The 18519-nt window shown below is 68.7% G+C and carries 9 protein-coding genes; 7 read left to right on the forward strand and 2 right to left on the reverse strand.

Annotation, left to right across the window (positions count from 1 at the left end; translation table 11 throughout):
• Positions 1–25 precede the first annotated feature (25 nt).
• From flgF to flgL, 7 genes are all read left to right on the forward strand, one after another.
• Positions 26–766, forward strand: a complete 741-nt coding sequence (gene flgF, locus NHH73_08135; GenBank protein USX28237.1) for a flagellar basal-body rod protein FlgF — start codon at positions 26–28, stop codon at positions 764–766.
• 81 nt (positions 767–847) lie between these two features.
• Positions 848–1630: a flagellar basal-body rod protein FlgG gene (flgG, locus tag NHH73_08140; GenBank protein ID USX28238.1), complete on the forward strand. Its 783-nt coding sequence runs from the start codon at positions 848–850 to the stop codon at positions 1628–1630.
• Positions 1631–1640: 10 nt separating this feature from the next.
• Positions 1641–2297 (forward strand): flagellar basal body L-ring protein FlgH, encoded by a 657-nt coding sequence (locus NHH73_08145; GenBank protein USX28239.1) that lies wholly within the window; start codon positions 1641–1643, stop codon positions 2295–2297.
• An 8-nt stretch (positions 2298–2305) separates the two neighbouring features.
• On the forward strand, positions 2306–3466 hold the full coding sequence (locus NHH73_08150; GenBank protein ID USX28240.1) for a flagellar basal body P-ring protein FlgI: 1161 nt from the start codon (positions 2306–2308) through the stop codon (positions 3464–3466).
• Between the two features lie 12 nt (positions 3467–3478).
• Positions 3479–4474: a flagellar assembly peptidoglycan hydrolase FlgJ gene (gene flgJ / locus NHH73_08155; protein ID USX28241.1), complete on the forward strand. Its 996-nt coding sequence runs from the start codon at positions 3479–3481 to the stop codon at positions 4472–4474.
• An 85-nt stretch (positions 4475–4559) separates the two neighbouring features.
• Positions 4560–6518 (forward strand): flagellar hook-associated protein FlgK, encoded by a 1959-nt coding sequence (flgK, locus tag NHH73_08160; protein USX28242.1) that lies wholly within the window; start codon positions 4560–4562, stop codon positions 6516–6518.
• A gap of 30 nt (positions 6519–6548) precedes the next feature.
• Positions 6549–7811 carry a flagellar hook-associated protein FlgL gene (gene flgL, locus NHH73_08165; GenBank protein USX28243.1) on the forward strand — a complete coding sequence of 421 codons (1263 nt, stop codon included), beginning with the start codon at positions 6549–6551 and terminating at the stop codon, positions 7809–7811.
• Between the two features lie 35 nt (positions 7812–7846).
• On the opposite strand, the gene NHH73_08170 is transcribed toward flgL, so the two are convergent.
• On the reverse strand, positions 7847–9934 hold the full coding sequence (locus tag NHH73_08170; protein ID USX28244.1) for a C1 family peptidase: 2088 nt from the start codon (positions 9932–9934) through the stop codon (positions 7847–7849).
• 134 nt (positions 9935–10068) lie between these two features.
• The gene (locus NHH73_08175) at positions 10069–18519 is read right to left on the reverse strand and encodes an iron-regulated protein frpC (protein USX28245.1); all 8451 of its coding nucleotides are present in this window, start codon (positions 18517–18519) and stop codon (positions 10069–10071) included.

An 18519-nucleotide genomic window follows, 5' to 3' on the forward strand; every position in this document is an offset into this window, starting at 1 on the left:
AGCTGCGTTAATGAAGGAGTAAACCATGGACCGTCTGATCTACACCGCGATGACCGGGGCGCGGCACGTGCTGGAGCAACAAGCTACCACGTCCAACAATCTGGCCAACGTCAACACCACCGGCTTTCGCGCGCAGCTCGACAGCTTCCGCGCCGTGCCGGTGGTGTCGGAGGGCTTGCAAACGCGCGCCTTCGTGGTCGATTCGACGGTCGGCGCCGACATGCGCGCCGGACCGATCCAGACCACCGGCCGGCCGCTCGACATCGCCATCCGCGACCAGGGCTGGATCGCCGTGCAGTCGCCGGACGGCTCCGAAGCGTACACCCGCAACGGTAGCCTGAAGGTCAGCGAAAACGGCCTGCTGCAAACGGCCAGCGGCCAGACCTTGATCGGCGATGGCGGCCCGATCGCCATCCCGCCGGACGTGACGGTGATGATCGCCGGCGACGGCACCGTCAGCACCGTCTCGACCGACTACCAGCCGGGCCCGTCCAACACCCTGGGCCGCATCAAGCTGGTCAATCCGGACCCCAAGGGCCTGGTGCGCGGCAACGACGGCCTGTTCCGCCAGAAGGATGGCACGCCGGCGCAGAACGATCCGCTGGTGCGCGTGGTCGACGGCGCGGTCGAGGGTAGCAACGTCAATCCGGTCGATTCCATGGTCAATATGATCAGTCTGGCAAGGCAGTTCGAGATGCAAATGAGCCTGTTGAAGAACGCCGAGAATAACGCCGCAAAAGCCACCCAGATCCTCGCTTTGGGTTGATCGCCTCTCCCGCATAATGGTGGTGTGGGATGAGTAGCTGTCGCTTCTGGCCGCTCCCATCCATGCTACGGGAGAAGGAAAATGATACGTTCACTTTGGATCGCCAAGACGGGCATGGAAGCGCAGCAGACCGCGCTCGACGTCACATCCAACAATCTGGCCAACGTCAGCACCAACGGGTTTAAAAAGTCGCGCGCCGTCTTTGAAGACCTGCTGTACCAGAACATCCGCCAGCCCGGCGGCCAATCGTCGCAACAAACCAATCTTCCGTCCGGCATGCAGCTCGGTACCGGTGTGCGTCCCGTCGCGATCGAGCGCGTCCACACCCAGGGCAATCCGCAGTCGACCGGCAACGACAAGGACCTGATGGTCAACGGCAACGGCTTCTTCAACGTGCTGCTGCCCGACGGCACCACCGCCTACACCCGCGACGGCTCCTTCCAGCGCGACAACAACGGCCAGATGGTCACCTCCAGCGGCTTCGTGCTGCAGCCGGCCATCACCATCCCGATCACCGCGCAAAGCATCACCGTCGGCCGCGACGGCACCGTCTCGGTGACGTTGCCGGGCCAGATCGCGCCGCAGCAGATCGGCAGCATCCAGTTGTCGACCTTTATCAACCCGACCGGGCTGGAGTCGAAGGGTGAGAACCTGTACGTCGAGACCGGCGCGTCGGGCAATCCGCAGACCAACACCCCGGGCACCAACGGCACCGGCGTGATCCTGCAGGGCTTTGTCGAAACGTCCAACGTCAACGTGGTCGAGGAGATGGTCAACATGATCCAGAACCAGCGCGCCTACGAAATCAATTCCAAGGCCATCACCACGTCCGACCAGATGCTCGCCAAGCTGGCGCAGCTGTAAGGGGAGCATCATGAAACACGCCACCGCCATCATCTTCTCCGCCGCCGCCCTGAGCGGCTGCATGACGACGCCGACGTCGATCGTCAACACGCCGATGTCGGCCCGTCCGCTCAACGCCGAGCAGCTGGCCGCCAAGCCGAACAACGGCGCCATTTACCAGGGCTCGGCCTTCCGGCCGATCTTCGAGGACCGCCGCGCGCGCCAGGTCGGCGACGTGCTGACCCTGGTCATCACCGAACGCACCACCGCCAACAAGGCCGGCACCAGCTCGGGCAACAAATCGGGCAATGTCAGCGTGGCGCTGCCCAAGCCGCTGCAATCGACCTTCGGCAACCCGCTGGCGGTAACCAACGAAAGCAAGTATTCCGACGGCGACAACCAGACCGCCAGCAACGCCTTCACCGGCACCATGGGCGTGACGGTGGTCGAGGTGCTCTCCAACGGCAACCTGATCGTGGCCGGCGAGAAGCAGGTGGCGATGAACAAGGGCGTCGAATTCATCCGCTTCTCCGGCATGATCAATCCCGACAATATCGCCACCGGCAACACCGTGGCCTCGACCGCCGTGGCCGACGCCAAGGTCGAATACCGCACCAGCAGCCAGGTCGACCGCGCGGAAATGGCCTCGATGGCCTCACGCTTCTTCCAAAGCCTGCTGCCGTTCTGAGGCCGATGATGAAAACTCCCGTCCCGATCCAGGTCCCGCGCCGCCTCGCCAAAGTGTGCAAGCTGGTGGCGATCGTCCTCGCGTTTACCTTGCTCGCCTCGCTGGTGCAGAACGCCAACGCCGAGCGCCTGCGCGACCTGGCCAGCATCGCCGGCGTGCGCCAGAATCAGCTGATCGGCTACGGCATTGTCGTCGGCCTCGACGGCAGCGGCGACCAGACCACGCAGACCCCGTTTACCGTGCAAAGCGTGGTGTCGATGCTGCAGCAACTGGGCGTGAACCTGCCGCAGGGCACCCAATTGCAATTGAAGAACGTCGCCGCCGTCATGGTCACCGCCTCGCTGCCGCCGTTCGCGCAGCCGGGCCAGACGCTCGACATCACCGTGTCGTCGATGGGCAACGCCAAGAGCCTGCGCGGCGGCACCTTGCTGATGACGCCGCTCAAGGGCGCCGACGGCCAGGTCTACGGCATGGCGCAGGGTAACGTGCTGGTCGGCGGCGTCGGCGTCGCCGCCGGTGGCGCCGGCGGCAGCTCGCTGACGGTCAACCATCTTAGCGTGGGCAAGATCTCGGCCGGCGCGACAGTCGAGCGCGCCGTCGCCTCCAACCTGGGCGAGGGCAACCAGATCAAGCTGGAACTGAACACCGCCGACTTCGCCACCGCCAGCCGCGTGGTCGAAGCCATCAACGACAAATACGGCGCCGGCATCGCCTATGCGCTCGACAGCCGCGTGATCCGCGTGCAGTCGCCCAGCAGCAGCGACCAGCGCGTGACGTTCATCGGCACCTTGCAGGACATGCAAGTCAATCCGGCCGAGCAGCCCGCCAAGGTCATCATGAACGCGCGCACCGGCTCGGTGGTGATGAACCGCGCCGTGACGCTGGAAACGTGCGCCATTTCCCATGGCAATATGTCAGTCTCGGTGACAGCCGATCCGCAGGTGAGCCAGCCCAATGCGCTGGCCGGCGGCCGCACCGTCGTCACACCCAACCAGACCGTCGATATCAAGAAGGATAGCGGCAAGGTCATGATGGTCAAGGGCGGCGCCTCGCTGGCCGAGGTGGTCAAGGCGCTCAACGCCATCGGCGCCACGCCGCAGGACCTGCTGTCGATCCTGCAGGCCATGAAAGCGGCCGGCTCGTTGCGCGCCGAGCTCGAAATTATCTAAGCGGAGTTCGCCATGACCAGTCCCAAGACCTCCAACGACCTCAGCAATAAGTTCGCCCTCGACATCAAGGACATGGGCGGCCTGCGCCAGTCGGCCAAGGCCGGCGGCGCCGAGTCGCTGAAAACCGCCTCCACCCAGTTCGAGGCGATGTTCGTCAACATGATGATGAAGAGCATGCGCGACGCCTCGCCGCAGGACGGCATGATGAACAGCGAGCAGACCAAGATGTTCACCACCATGCTCGACCAGCAGACCAGCCAGAACATCGCCAAGAAGGGCATCGGCCTGTCCGACGTACTGATCCGCCAGTTGACCAAGACCGCCGATGCGCAAGCCCAGGCGCTGGCGGCCGGCGGCGCCGCCGACGGCGCCAGCGGCGCCAACGCCGGCAGTTTCAGCGGCGTGGCCAGCCTGATGGACGCCAAGCTGCAGAAAGCCATCGCGGCGGCCGGCGGCGCCGGCGCCGCCAATGTCGTCCCCAAGGCGGGGTCGGTCGACGACAACAGCGCCGTGCCGGCCACGGTGATCGGCAACCGCGGTTCGCAGGCGCCGCACGTGCGTAGCTTCCAGGAAAAACTGTCGTCGCACGCCGAGGAGGCGAGCCTCGCCACCGGCATCCCGGCCAAGTTCATGCTGGGCCAGGCGGCGCTCGAGAGCGGCTGGGGCAAGCGCGAGATCAAGGGCCGCGACGGCACCAACAGCCACAACCTGTTCGGCATCAAGGCCGGCGGCGACTGGAAGGGCAAGACGGTCGACGCCACCACCACCGAATACGTCAACGGCAAGCCGCAGACCCGGGTCGAGAAATTCCGCGCCTACGACAGCTACGCCGACAGCTTCAAGGATTACGCGAAATTGTTGTCGAACAATCCACGCTACGAGAAGGTGCTCGCCAGCGCCGGCGACGCCAGCAGCTTCGCCCAGGGCTTGCAGAAGGCCGGCTACGCCACCGACCCGCAGTATGCGGCCAAATTGACCAGCATCATCAAGCGCTCGCTGGCCGGCTGACCGTTGACGGCCTGGCGCGCTCAAGCGGTTGATTCAAGTTTTTTGGCGCGCCGCCGTTAACAATAACAACATAGAGTAAAACATCATGAGTCTTCTCAGCATCGGCAAAAGCGGTCTGTTGGCAGCGCAGGTGGGGCTGGCGACCACCGGCAACAACATCACCAACGCTGGCGTGCCTGGTTACAGCCGCCAGGTGGCGATCCAGGTCGACACGCCGACGCAGGACAAGGGCTTCGGCTTCGTCGGCACCGGCACCGAGGTGGCGGCCGTGCGCCGCTACTACGACAATTTCCTCGCCACCCAGCTGCGCAACGCCGAGTCGAATCAAGCCTCGCTCGATGTGTACAACAAGCAGATCAGCCAGATCGACAACCTGCTGGCCGATCCGACCGCCGGCCTGTCGCCGGCGATGCAGGACTTCTTCAACGGCGTCCAGGACGCCACGTCCAATCCGGCCTCGGCCGCGTCGCGCCAGGCCATGCTGTCGAGCGCCGAGTCGCTGGCGGCGCGTTTCCAGGGCATGAGCGCGCGCCTGACGGAGATCGCCTCGGGCGTCAACGGCCAGATCGTCTCGAACGTCGGCGAGATCAATTCCTACGCCCGCCAGATCGCCGAACTCAACAACACCATTGCGGGGCTGACCACCGACGGCAAGGCGCCCAACGACTTGCTGGACCACCGCGACGCGCTGCTGACCGAACTGAACAAGCTGGTCAAGACCAGCGTCATCCCGGGCGACAACAATTCGCTGACCGTGCAGATGGGCACCGGCCAGCCGCTGGTGGTGGGCAACAAGGCCTTCACCCTGGGCACCTCGACCTCGCCGACCGACGTCTCGCGCGTCACGGTCGGCTACCTGGCCGACAACGGCGGCTTCAGCGCGCTGCCGGACCGGGTGCTGACCGGCGGCCAGCTGGGCGGCCTGCTGGAGTTCCGCAACGGCGCCATGGACCGCGCGCAAAATTCGCTGGGCCAGGTGGCGGCCGCCATCGCCGTCACCTTCAACGCCCAGCACGAGCTGGGCCAGGACCAGAACGGCGCCCTCGGCACCGCCTTCTTCGGCCCGATCAACGCCTATGTCGGCACCAATAACAACAACCTGCCGACCAGCACCGCCGAGGTCAGCGCCGTGGTGAAGGACGCCAGCGCCTTGACCGCGAGCGACTACAGCGTCGACTTCGACGGCACCAACTTCAGCGTCAAGCGCCTGAGCGACGGCCAGGTCACGCAGATCAACCCGTTCCCGCAGACCGAGCCGCAGGTGATCGACGGCGTCGCCTACACCATCACCGGCACGCCGGCCGCCAACGACAACTTCCTCGTGCGCCCGACCTACAACGCGGCCAAGGATTTCGATGTCCTGATCGAGGACCGCACCAAGATCGCGCTGGCCGCGCCGATCTCGACCTCCGCGCCGACCACCAACGCCGGCAACGCCAAGATCACGGCCGGCACCGTCGACGCCAACTATCTGACGCCGGGCAACGCGCTGACAGCGCCGGTGACCTTGACCTTCGACAAGGCCACCGGTTCGTTGTCGGGCTTCCCGGCCGGGCAGGACGTGACGGTAACCGTCAACGGCGTGGCCACGGTGTATCCGGCCGGCACGCCGACCATTCCGTATACGGACGGCGCGGCGATCAGCTTCGGCGGCGTCAGCCTGGCCATCAGCGGCACGCCGGCCGACCTCGACAAGTTCACGGTCGGCCCCAACACCAGCGGCGTGGGCGACAGCCGCAACGGCGCCTTGCTGGCGGCGCTGCAGACCAAGAACACGATGGACAACGGCAACGCCAACTTCCAGACCACCTATGCGCAGATGGTCAACTATGTCGGCAACAAGGCGCGCGAGGCGCAGATCGGCGGCGCCGCCGCCGATGCCGCCGTGGCCCAGGCCACCAACGCCCAGCAAAGCGTGTCCGGCGTGAATCTGGATGAGGAGGCGGCGAATCTGTTACGCTACCAGCAGGCCTATCAGGCGTCGGGCAAGGTGATGCAGGTGGCCAGCCAGTTGTTCGATACGCTTTTGAGTTTGGGTAATTGAGCTAGTGAATAATATTAACGAGGTGGCATCATGATCATGCGCATCAGTTCCAAGACCATCTACGACGTCGGCGTCGGGCAAATCAGCTCGCTGCAGGCGGGGCTCGCGCGCACCCAGTCGCAGTTGTCCACCGGGCGCAAGAACCTGACCGCCGCCGACGATCCGATCGCCACCGCGCGCGCGCTGGAAGTGACGCAGTCGCAGGGCATCAACACCCAGCTGGTGACCAACCGCGCCAACGCCAAGAGCATGCTGTCGCTGGAAACGGTGGCGCTGCACAGCTCGGGCACGATCATGCAGGACATCAAGACCTTGCTGGTCAACTCCGGCAACGGCAGCATGACGCAAAAAGACCGCGAATCGCTGGCGGTCGAGCTGGAGGGCCGGTTGCAGGATCTGCTGGGCCAGGCCAACAGCTCGGACGGCGTCGGCGGCTTCGTGTTCGCCGGCTACAAGTCGACCACCTTGCCATTCACGCAAACGGCCACCGGCGCGGCCTACCAGGGCGACCAGGGGCAGCGCTCGCTGCAGGTGGGCTCGACGCGCACCTTGCCGATCAGCGATTCGGGCGCGTCCGTCTACGAGAACAACGCCACCGGCAACGGCACCTTCGTCACCGGCGCGGCGGCCGGCAACCTGGACCGCGGCGGCAGCGGCATCATCAGCGGCGGTTCGGTCAAGGACGCCACCCAGTTGACGGGCAACCGCTACCAGATCGATTTCCAGGTGGTGCCGGCCTCGCCGGGCGTGCCCAAGGTGACCACCTACACCGTCACCGACCTGACCTTGAACCAGCCGGTGCCGGCCACGCCGGTGCCGGCGGTGCCGCAGCCGTATGTCAGCGGCCAGAACATCACCTTTGACGGCTTGCAATTCGATATCAAGGGCGATCCGGCCGATCTCGACAGCTTTAGCGTCGAGCCCAGCACCAAGCAGTCGGTGTTCACCACCGTCACCGACATCATCGCCGCCTTGCGCGCGCCCGGCGACGGCCCGGCCGGCCAGGCCAGCCTGACCAACAAGCTCAACCAGGCGCACCTGAACGTCGACAACGCCTACGACAATATGCTGTCGATCGAGTCGGCGGTCGGCTCGCGCCTCAAGGAGCTCGATTACCTCGACAGCTCGGGCGACGACCTGAACCTGCAATACGCGACCACCTTGTCCGGCCTGCAGGACGTCGACGTGGTCAAGGCGATCTCGCTGTTCACGCAGCAGCAGACCAACCTGGACGCGGCGCAGAAGTCGTTCAAGACCCTGGCTGGCTTGTCGCTGTTTAACTACATCAGTTAGTCGCGTCATCTAGCCATACTACCTGGCCATATTACCTAGTCATACCCCAGGTCCGCGACCGGCACCGCCAGCGGCGCGGCCGGAGAGCGGCCCAGCACCCGGTTGATGGTGCGGCCGAGCACGCGGATATCGTTGTCGAAGCCGCCGTGGCTGGCCTGCTCGGTGCGCGTCGCCGAGACCCGGATGCGGTCGCTCGTCACTTCGCACGCGGCGGCGCCGTCGGCCTGCCGCGGCAGCGCCGCCACCCACGCGCGCCACGCCTTCACTTGCGGCCAGTCGGCCGGTTTCCACAGATCGTCGTCGCGCTGGTTGGCACCCGGGTATAACAGGCGCTGCAGGCCCGCCAGCGGCGTCTTGCGCAGGTTTTCAAAGCCCCGGCTCACCAGGTACAGCAAGGACTTGCCGTACGGCCCGACCGTGTCGGCGCGCTCGCTGACGTCCGACAGCAGGTGCAGCCAGAAGCGGTCGGCGGCGATGAACCGGTCGGCCACCCGGGCCTGGTAGTGGCGCGCCGCGAAGTCGAGCGAACAGGCCGGCGCGTACAGCGTGACCGACGCGATCGGCAGGCCGGCGGCCTGGCACAGGTCCAGCAGGTGGCCGTGCACGAAGGCGCCGGCCGAATGGCCGACCAGATGCAATTCCAGCCCGGGGTGGGCGGCGCGCAGCCGCAGCAGCGCGGCGGCCAGCAGGTGCAGCGCGCCGCCGGCCAGCGCGGCCTCGGCGGCGTTGGCCTTCATCTCGTTCCACGACCACTTGATGTTGTGGGCGGCCGCCTCCAGCAGCTTGTCGCGGGCCTCGGCCACCAGGCCGCCGGCCAGGCCACGAACCTGGGCCTGGCCGGGTACGATGCCGAGCGCGTCGTCCAGCGCGCCGGCCAAGGTGTCGAGGATGCCGGTGCGCCAGGTGTAGAACAGCGGATAGACGCCGTTGGCCAGGAAGTAGGGGCCCATGACGCGGATGCGCCGGAGCGCGTCTTCCTCCTTGTTGAGGCCGCCGTGGGCGTAGATCACGACTTTCTTCCCGGCGGCGCCGGCGCCGCGCAGCCAGCGGTCGATGTTCTCCAGCGCCACCCGCTCGACCAGGTCCTCGGCGCGGCCGATGTCGGGACGGCCGATGCGCACCGCGCCGTTGTTGCCGGCCACCAGCGCGTGTTCGTAGGCGGCCTCGGTGGTCCACGGGGTGGCCGCCGCCGGGGCCGCAGCCGTGCGTGGATGGAGGTCGCCCGACACCAGCGAGTGGCCGATGCGCCGCGCGCGCGACGGCGGCAGCGCCTGTTCCGCCTGCGGCACGCCCAGCGCGGCGACCCAGGCGTCGGTGCCGTTGGCGAGCCAGTCCGGATAGCCCAGCACCGCAAAGCCGCCCGCGCCCCAGTCCGTGCCCCAGGAATTCTGCACCACAAAGCCGCGCTCGTTGTAGCCGACCAGCGCGAAGGCATGGCCGCCGGTCGCTTCGGCGCCCTCGCGCCAGGCGATGCCGGGCAGGGCGTCGTGGCCCCGGTCCGACGCTTGCGGGGCGCTGGCGTCGAGCGCCCAGCCGTCGTGCACGGCGGCCGACACATAGATGGCGCCGATCTCGTGGATGGCCGCCTGCATATCGGTCAGCGAGGCGCTGTCGACCCGGTAATAGGTGCCCAGCGGCCGCGCCAGCGCGTCGCGCGCCCAGTCGGCGGCGGGGCGGTAGGCCCTTGTACCGTCGGCGTGCACGCTACGGGTCCACAGCGCGCCGGCGCAGCTGCCATGCTTGTTCCACCCCTTCATGGCGCCACGGCAGCTCGAGCCGTCGTAATCCTCGCCCGGCCATTCGTCGTAGAAGCGCGCCAGGTCGTACAGCATGTGCGGGCTGACCCCCGCGACCTCCTTTTTGTTTTTAGCGCTGGTCCACAGCAGGAAATTGACGGTGGCCGCCAGGCCGTAGCCGGTGCAGGCGCCGTGCTTTTTCTGGTCCAGCACCAGGCCTTGCCTGATATACGCCGGCAGCAGCTTGCGCAGTGCCGTGTCGGCGGGCCAGCGCGGCGGCAGCGCGGCGATCGGCGGCGCGTAGGGACGGTCGCGCAGGTCGAGCCGGTCCGGGCGCGCGTCCAGCTGGACGGTTTTGGCGCCGATCTTGAGTTTTCGCGTGGGCATGCTGGATCGACCGGTAGAGGTATCGACGCTAGTCTACGAAGGAAACGACATTGTGTAAATTGCAAAGCACAAACGGACGGCGCAAAAAAAAAAACGGCAAGCATGGCGCTTGCCGTTTTCGTCGACCGCGCCGCTTACTTGGCGGCCAGCATGCCCGTCGGCGCCTGCTTGCGGAACCACTCGTCGGTGTGGGCCGTGGCGCCGCCGCTCAAGCCGGTGCCGGCGTGGTATTGCCGCATCTGCTCGCCCAGGGCGGCGACGTTGCCGCCCAGCGTACCTGACGTGGCCGCCACGCCGGCCGAGGCCGCCGTGAGGGCCGGCACGGTCAACCGGGCGCCCGTGGTGTCCGGCGTGGCTTGCGCCTGCGCGTAACCGCCCAGCGCCTGCGCCAGCGCGCTGACCTGGGCGCCCACCGGCGTGCCCGGCCGGGTCGAATGGTCGGCCCGGAACCAGACGTCCGCCACCTGGTGGACACCGCCGTCGGTGGTGGTGTAGCTGGAGCGCAGCCCGATCCAGTTGCCGTTGTCGAGCTCGCTGGTCTTGGTGGCGCCGACGTTCAGGCCGGCAATGCCCAGCGCGTCCAGGGTCAGCAACTCGCCGCCCTGGCTGACGCCGTCCGCGTTGGCGTCGACCCACACGCGCAGGGCGCCGAATTGCGCGTCCTGTGCGTCGACCACGCCGTCGCCGTTGGCGTCGAGCTCGGCGAGCGCGGCGAAGCCGTCGCGGGCCTTGCCGGCGCCGGCGCCGGTGCTGGAGCTGCTGGTGCTGGTTCCGAACAGCTCGCCGCCATCGTTGATGGTGCCGTCATGGTTGCGGTCCAGCGCGAGCAGGCCGTCGCCCTGGCCGACCCAGCCGGTGGCGACCCGTTCGCCGTCGGCGTGCAGGTCGAAGCGCACGCCGGCCTCCAGCGCCAGGGTGCGCACGCCGTTGCCGTCGAGGTCGAGGATCAGCGGACTGGTCAGCAACGCCGCGCGCTGCTCGTCGCTCAGCGCGGCGAGCTGGTCGGCGCTGAACGCGCCGGCCTGCGCCATCGTGAAGGCCGACAGCTCGGCCATCGTCAGCGCGGCGAGCTGGTCGGACGTGAGCGCGGCGATTTGCACCGCCTTGAGCGAGCGCACCTGCGCCGTGGTGAACGCGGCGACCTGGTTGGCGCTGAGGTTGACGATGGTGGCGGCCGACAGCGCGGCCACCTGCGCCGTCCGCAGCGCCACGATGTCGTTGGCGTCGAGCATCTGGATCTGGTCCGAGTTCAAGGCGTTGAACACCGCCGCGTTCAGCGCCACGACTTGCGGCGCGTCCAGGTTGGCGATCTGGGCGGTGGTCATGCCCAGCGCCTGCGCCGCGCCCAGCGCGGCCAATTGGTTGGTGCGCAGGTTGCCGATCATCTCGGCGCCCAGGCCGGCGATCTGCGCCGACGTGAAGCCGGTCATCTGGCCGGCGGTGAAGGTGTTGAGCGAAGTGAGCGAGCCGAGCTGGCTGGTCGTCAGGCCGCGGATCTTGGTCACGTCCAGCCCGGCCAGGGTGCGCGTCGTCAGCGCCGTGAACTGCTCGATCGTGAGCGCGCCCAGCTGGTTGGTTTTGAGCGAACTCAGTTGCGCCGAGTTCAGGCCGGCGACGGCGGCCAGGTTCAGCGCGCCGATTTGAAGCGTGCTTAGGGCCACCAGATTCAGGCCCGGCAGTTGCCGGGTGCTCAGCGCGCCGAGCTGGCCGGCGTTCAGTTGCGCCACCTGGGCCACGCTCAGGCCGTTGAGCTGCGCCGAGCGCAAGGTAGCGAAGTGGTCGCCGTCGATGGCGCCGACCTGCTGCGTGGTCAGTGCCGCCACCTGGCCGCCGTTGAGCGCGCCCAGGGTGCGCAGGCTGTTGATCTGGCCGGTCGACAGCGCGCCGATGTCGGCCACACTGATGGCCTCGATCTGCGAGGTGTTCAGGGTGGCGACCTGCTCCAGGGTGAGCGCGGCGATCTGCGGCTTGGTCAAGGCGTCGACCTGGGCGTCGCTGAGCGCGCCGATGTCTTCGAGCTCGATGCTGGCGATCTGGCCGGAGCTGAGGCCCGCCAGCGCCGCCAGGTTGATGGCGCGCACCTGGGCCGTGCTCAGCGCGGCCAGCTGGCCGGTGGTGATGCCGCGCATCTGCGCCAGCGTCAGCGCGGCGACCTGGGCGGCGCGCAATGTGGCGAGCTGGTCCATACCCAGCGCGGCCAGCTGGCCGGTGGTCAGCGCGGCCACTTGGGTGGTATTGAAGGCCGACAGGCTGGTCAGGCCGGCCAGCTGCGCGTTCGATACCGCCTTCATTTGGGCCGCCGTCAGCGCCGCCAGTTCGGCGGTCGACAGCGTGCCGAACTGGTCGACGCTCAGCTGCGAAATCTGCAAGGTCGACAGGGCCGAGAACTGGCCCGGGCGCAGGCCCGACAGGTCTTCGATCTCCATCGCGGCGATCTGCGCGCTGGACAGGCCGCGCAGCGCGGAAGTGCCGAGCGCGCGCCACTGGTTCAGCGACAGCGCCTGGATCTGGTGGGTGGTCAGCGCCTGCACCTGGCGGCTGGTGAGCGCGCCCACCTGGCGGCTGGTCAGCGCGCCGAGCTGGGTGTCGCTGAGCGCCTGGATGCGGTCGGTGCCCAGCGCGGCCACCTGCGCCGTGCTGAACGAGCCGAGCAGGTCGAGCAGCACGAACTGCGCAGGGGTGAGGTAGTCCAGCTGGGTCTCGCTGAGCGCGGCCACCTGGATCGCCGTCAGCGCCAGCAACTGGTCGCTGGTCATGTTGCCGATCGCGGCCGAGGTCAGCGCGCGGATCTGGGCGGTCTTGAGCGCGGCCAGGTCGCCCGGCTCGAGCGCGACGAACTGGTCGGCGCTGAGCGTGGCAATCGCGCGCGTCGACAGCGCCGCCGCCTGCGCCGCGCTCAGGGCGACGATCTGGTCGACGCTCAGCGCGCGCACCTGGTTGGCCGTCAGCGCGCCGAGCGCGCCGGTGGTGATGGCGCCGATCTGTTCGAGGCCGAGGGCGACGATCTGATCGGTCGTGAGCGACATCAATTGCGTCGAGCGCAGCGCGGCGATGTCGCCCAGCTCGATCGCGGCGATCTGTTCGGCCGTGAGCGCGGCCAGCGCGCGCGTGCTCAGCGCCAGCAGCTCGGCGGTGGTCAGCGCGACGATCTGGTCGGTGGTCAGCTGCGCCGCCTGGCTGGTGCTCAGCGCGGCGATTTGCGCGGTGCGCAGGCTGGCGATCTGGTCGGGCAGCAGCGCTTGCAGCTGGTCGCCGGTCAGCGCCCGCACCTGGGCGGTGGTCAGCGCGCGCAGATTGGTGAGCGCGCGCAACTGGTCGGCGCTCAGCGCGGCCACCTGCTGCGCCGTGAGGCTGGCCACGCCCTGGCTCGACAGCGCGCCGACCTGCTCGGCCGTCAACGCCAGCAGCTGGTCGGTGGAGAGCGCCTGGAGCTGGGCCGTCTTCAGGCCCGGGATGTCGGCCGCCTCGATGGCGGCGATCTGCGCCAGGGTCAGCGCCCGCAGCACGGGCAGGCTCAGCGCGCCGACCTGGGCCGCGCTCAGCGCGACCAGTTGGGCGTCGCTGAACACGGCGATCTGCGCGGTCTGCAGCGCGCCGATCTGGCGCGAGTTCAGCACTTCGATGTCGGACGCGGTCAGCGCGGCGATGCGCGCCGTCGACATGGCGGCGATCTGCGCGGTCGTGTAGTCGCCCAGGTTGCCCAGCGCGGAGGCCTGGTCGGGCGTCATCGCTTCGAGCTGGGTCTGCGAGAAGGCGGCGATGTCGGCGCTGCTGAGGGCGTGCAACTGGTCCAGGGTCAGCGCGACGACCTGGTCGGTCGTGAGCGAGCGCAGCTGCGCGCTGGTGAAGGCGGCCAGGTCCTCCACCTCGATCTGGGCGATCAGGGCCGGGTCCAGGCGCGACAGCAGGGCGGTGGCGATGGCGCGGATCTGCCCGGTCGACAAACCGATCAGCTGGGCGGCGGTCAGGCCGCCGGCCTGGTTCTTGGTGAGCGCGGCCAGCTGGCGCGTGCCCAGGGTGGCGAAGCGGTCGGCCGACATCGCGCCGAGCTGGTCGGTGCTGAGGGCGGCGATCTGCACGCTCGTCAGCGGCTTCAGGCTCGACAGCGCGGCCAGCTGGCCGGACGTCAGGTAGCCGATCTGGCGTGTGGTCAGCGCCGAGATTTCGCTGCTGGTGAGGGCGTTGTACTGGTCGGCCGAGAGCGCCGCCAATTGGTCGCTGCCCAGCACCACAAGCTGGCTGGTCTTGAGCGCGGCCAGGTCGTCGCCGGCCAGCGCGGCGATCTGGCCGGTGGTCAGCGCCGCGATGGCCGCGTTCGACAAGGCCCGGACTTGCGCGGTGGTCAGCGCCGGGATCTGGTCGGTGGTGAAGAACTGGATCTGGCCGGTGGTGAACGCGGCGATCTGGGCGGTGCGCAGCGCGGCGAACTGCTCCGGCGTGAGCGCGAGGATCTGGTCGCTCGACAGGCCGGCGATCTGGCGCGTGCTCAGGCTGGCCAGGCTGCCCAGCGCGGCGAACTGCGCCTGGGTCAGCACGGCGATCTGGCGCGGGGTGAGCGCGCCGATCTCCTGGCTGGTCATGCTCGACAGCTGGGCCAGGGTCAGCGCCGATACCTGGTCGGTCGTCAGCGAGGCGACCTGGTCGGTCCGCAGCACGGCGATGTCGGCCAGTTCGATCGCGGCGATCTGCTCGGTCGTCAACGCCACCAGCGCGGCCGTGGCCAGACCGCGCACCTGGCGCGTCTCGAGCGCGACGATCTGGTTGGTGCTCAGCGCCTGCAACTGGGCGCTGGCCAGCGCGTTGAGCTGGCGCGTGTTCAAGGTGGCGATCTGGCCCAGCCCCAGGCTGTCGATCTGGGTGCTGCTCAGGGCCCGGATCTGCAAGGTGGTCAGCGGCGCCAGCGACGCCAGGCTGCCCAGCTGGGCGGTCGACAGCGCGGCCACCTGGGCGCTCGTCAGGCTGGCCATGGTGCGCGTGCTCAGCGCGGCGAACTGGGCGGCGGTGAGCGCGGCCAGCTGGTCGCTGGTGAGGGTGACGATCTGGTGGGTGCCGAGCGCGGCGACATCGACCGCCTCGATCGCGGCCACCTGGTCGGTCGACAGCGCGGCCAGGGTGGCGGCGTTGAGGCTGCGCACCTGCGCCGTGCTCAGCGCGACAATCTGGTCGGTTGTCAAGGCGCCCACCTGGATGCTGGTCAGGCCGGCGATCTGGTTGGTGCGCAAGGTGGCGATCTTGTCCAGCGCCAGGCTGGCGATCTGGTCGGTGGTCAGGGCGCCGATCTGGCGGCTGGTCAGCGGCGCCAGGTCGGCGAAGCCGGCCACCTGCCCGGTGGTGAGGGCGGCGATCTGGCGCGTGGTCAGCGCGGCGATCTGCTGCGTCGTCAACGTGGCGAACTGGGCGTTGGTCAGCCGGCCCAGCTGGTCGGTGGTCAGCGCGGCGATTTGCCGCGTCGACAGCGCCAGCACGTCGGCCAGCTCGATGGCCGGCACCTGGTCGGAGGTCAGCGCGGCGATCTGTTCCGAGCCCAGCGCGCGGATTTGCGCGGTGCTCAGCGCGACCACGGCGTTGGTGCTCAGCGCGCCGATCTGGTCGGTGGTGAGGGCGGCGATCTGGCGCGTCGTCAGGCTGGCCAGGATGCCCAGCGACAGCGAGGCGATCTGGTTGGTGGTGAGCGCGGCGATGGCGGCGGTCGAGAAGCTTGCCAGCGACGACAGCGCGCCCAGCTGGTCGCTGGTGAGGGCGGCCTTCTGCTCGGCCGTCAGCGCGGCGATCTCCTGCGTGGTCAGCACGGTGATCTGGTTGGTGGTCAACGACGCCACTTGGTCGGTCGACAGCGCGGCCACTTGCCGCGTCGACAGGCTGGCCAGCACAGTGTTGCTGAGCGCGACGATCTGGTCGGTGGTCAACAGGCCGATGTTGGCGGTCGACACGCCGCGCACCTGGGCGGTGGCCAGGCCGGCGATCTGGTCGGTGGTGAGCGCGATCAGCTGGTCGCTGTTGAGGGCGGCGATCTGGTTCGAGCGCAGCGTGTGCAGGTCGGCCAGGTTCAGGTGCGACAGCTGGTCGGTGCTGAACGCGCCCAGTTGGCGCGTCGTCAGCGCGGCCAGGGTGGCCAGCGCGTCGATCTGGTCGTCGTCCAGGCTGGCGATCTGGTCGGCCGTCAGCGCGGCCAGCTCGGCCGTGGTGAGCGCGCGCAGCTGGCGGCTGCCCAGTGCGTCGAGCTGGTCGCTGCCGAGGGCGGCGACCTGGCGCGTGCTCAGCGCGACGATCTCGTCGAGGCGCAGCGCGGCGATGCGGTCCGTGCCGAGCGCGGCGATGCGGTCGGTGCCCAGCGCGCGCACTTGCGCCGTGGTCATCGTGCGCACCTGGTCGCTGGTCATGGCGGCGGCCTGCTCGACGCTGAGCGCGGCGATCTGCGAGGTTTGCAGCGAGGCGAAGTCGGCCGTGCTGAGCTGGGCGATCTGGTCGGTCGTCAAGGACGTCATCTGGCGCGAGGTCAGCGGCGTGAGCGCGCTGAGGGCGGCGATCTGGTCGCTGTTGAGCACGGCCAGTTGCTCGGCGGTGAGCGAGCGGATGCCCGCCGTGCCCAGCGCGGTCAGTTGCGCGGTGGTCAGCGCGACGATCTGGTCGGTGGTCAGGCGCGCCACCTGCGCCGTGCGCAGCGCGCGGAAGTCGCGCGTTTCGATGGCGGCGATGGCGTCGGTGCCGAGCGCGGCGATGGCCTCGGTGCCCAGCGCGGCCAGTTGCGCGCTGTTGAGCGCGACGATCTGGTCGGTGGTGAGCGCGGCGGCCTGGCCGCCATCGAGGGCGGCGAGCTGGCGGGTGGCCAGCGCGCCGAGGTCCCGGGTCGTGATGCTGGCGATCTGGTCGGACGTGAGCGCGCGCACCTGGCGCGTGGCCAGCGCGCCGATGAAGCGCAGCGCGTCGATCTGGTCGGTCGACAGCGCGGCGATCTGGTCGGTCGACAGGGCGACGGTGCCGGCGGTGTCGAGCGCGGCGACCTGGGCGGTGCCCAGCGCGGCGATCTGGTCGCTGGTGAGCCGGTTGACCTGGCTGGTGTCGAGGCCGGCGATGTCGCGCGTTTCGATGGCGGCGATCTGGTCGGTGGAGAGGGTGGCCAGGGTGGCCGCGCCCAGGCCGCGCAGCTGCGCCGCGCTCAGCGCGACGATCTGGTCGGTCGTCAGCGACTGCGCCTGGTCCGCCGACAGCGCGCGCAGCTGGCCGCTGGTGAGCGTGCCGAGGTTGCGCGTGGTCAGCGACGCCAGCTGCCCGGTGGTGACGCCGGTGATCTGCGCGCTCGACAGCATGTCCAGGCTCGACAGCGCATTGACCTGGTCGCTGGTGAGCACGCCGATCTGGTCGGTGTCGAGGGCGGCGACGGCGGCGCTGGCCAACGCGCCGAACTGGTCGGAGCTGAGGGCGACGATCTGGTCGGTCGACAGGCGGGCCACCTGCGCCGATTGCAGCGCGGCGATGTCGCGCGTTTCGATCTGGCCGATCTGGGCGCTGGTGAGCGCATTGAGCATGGCGGTCGACAGGCCGCGGTACTGGGCAACCGTCAGGTCGACGATCTGGGCCGCCGTCAGCGCCTGCGCCTGCTCGGCGGTCAGCGCCGCCAGCTGGGTGCTGGTCAGGTTGACCAGGTCGCGCGTTTCCAGCGAAACGATCTGGTCGGTGGTGAGCGCCGCCATCTGCAAGGTGCCCAGCGGCGCCAGGCTCTTGAGCGCGGCGATCTGGTCGGTGCTGAGCGCGGCCAGCTGATCGGGCAGCAGCGCGGCCAGGTTGGCGCTGCTGAGCGCGACCATCTGGTCGGTGGTCAAGGCCGCCAATTGTTCGTTGTTGAGGGCACGGATCTGGCCGCTGGTCATCCGCGCCAGGTCGCGCGTCTCGAGCGCGGCCACCTGGCCGGTGGTCAGCTGGGCGACCATCGCGGTGGTCAGCGACACCACCTGGGCGGTGCCCAGGCCGGCGATCTGGTCGGTCGTGACCAGCGCCAGTTGCTCGGCCGTCAGCGCGTTGATCTGCTGGGTGGTCAGGTGCGCCATGGCGGCCGTCGCCAGCGAGGTCAACTGATCGGCGCCCAGCGCCTGGATCGCGCCCGTGCTCAGCGCCACCAGCTGGCGCGTGGCCAGCGCGTTGAGTTGGTCGGTGGTCAGCGAGGCGACCTGGTTCGAGCCCAAAGTGGCGATCTGCAGGGTTTGCAGCGCGCGCAGGTCGTCGGTCTCGAGCGCGGCCACCTGCAGGTGGTTGAGGACGTTGAGCTGGCGGCTGCCGAGGGCGGTCATTTCGCGCGTGCTCAGTGCAACCAACTGGTCGGTGCTCAGCAGGGCGATCTGGAGCGTGGTCAGCGCGGCCACCTGCGGCAGCGACAGCGCCGGCACCTGGTCGGTGGTCAGCCCGGCCAGGCCGTCTGCGCTCAGGAAGCCCAGCTGGCGGGTGCCGATGGCGCGCAATTGCGCCGTGCTCAGCACGGAAAACTGGTCGGAACTGAAGGCGGCCAAGTCTTCGGTCGACAGGCTGGCGATCATGGTCGTCGACATGCTGGCGATCGCGTCTGTGGTAAAGCCTGTGATAATCGAAGTCAT

Source organism: Oxalobacteraceae bacterium OTU3CINTB1 (genome assembly GCA_024123955.1).
Lineage (GTDB): Bacteria > Pseudomonadota > Gammaproteobacteria > Burkholderiales > Burkholderiaceae_D > Rugamonas.

Excerpts from the sequence above, each read along its gene's own strand:
- NHH73_08145 (USX28239.1), top strand. The coding sequence starts at position 1,641 with ATGAAACACGCCACCGCCATCATCTTCTCCGCCGCCGCCCTGAGCGGC.
- flgJ (USX28241.1), top strand. The coding sequence starts at position 3,479 with ATGACCAGTCCCAAGACCTCCAACGACCTCAGCAATAAGTTCGCCCTC.
- flgK (USX28242.1), top strand. The coding sequence starts at position 4,560 with ATGAGTCTTCTCAGCATCGGCAAAAGCGGTCTGTTGGCAGCGCAGGTG.
- NHH73_08170 (USX28244.1), bottom strand. The coding sequence starts at position 9,934 with ATGCCCACGCGAAAACTCAAGATCGGCGCCAAAACCGTCCAGCTGGAC.
- flgF (USX28237.1), top strand. The coding sequence starts at position 26 with ATGGACCGTCTGATCTACACCGCGATGACCGGGGCGCGGCACGTGCTG.
- NHH73_08175 (USX28245.1), bottom strand. The coding sequence starts at position 18,519 with ATGACTTCGATTATCACAGGCTTTACCACAGACGCGATCGCCAGCATG.
- flgL (USX28243.1), top strand. The coding sequence starts at position 6,549 with ATGATCATGCGCATCAGTTCCAAGACCATCTACGACGTCGGCGTCGGG.
- flgG (USX28238.1), top strand. The coding sequence starts at position 848 with ATGATACGTTCACTTTGGATCGCCAAGACGGGCATGGAAGCGCAGCAG.
- NHH73_08150 (USX28240.1), top strand. The coding sequence starts at position 2,306 with ATGAAAACTCCCGTCCCGATCCAGGTCCCGCGCCGCCTCGCCAAAGTG.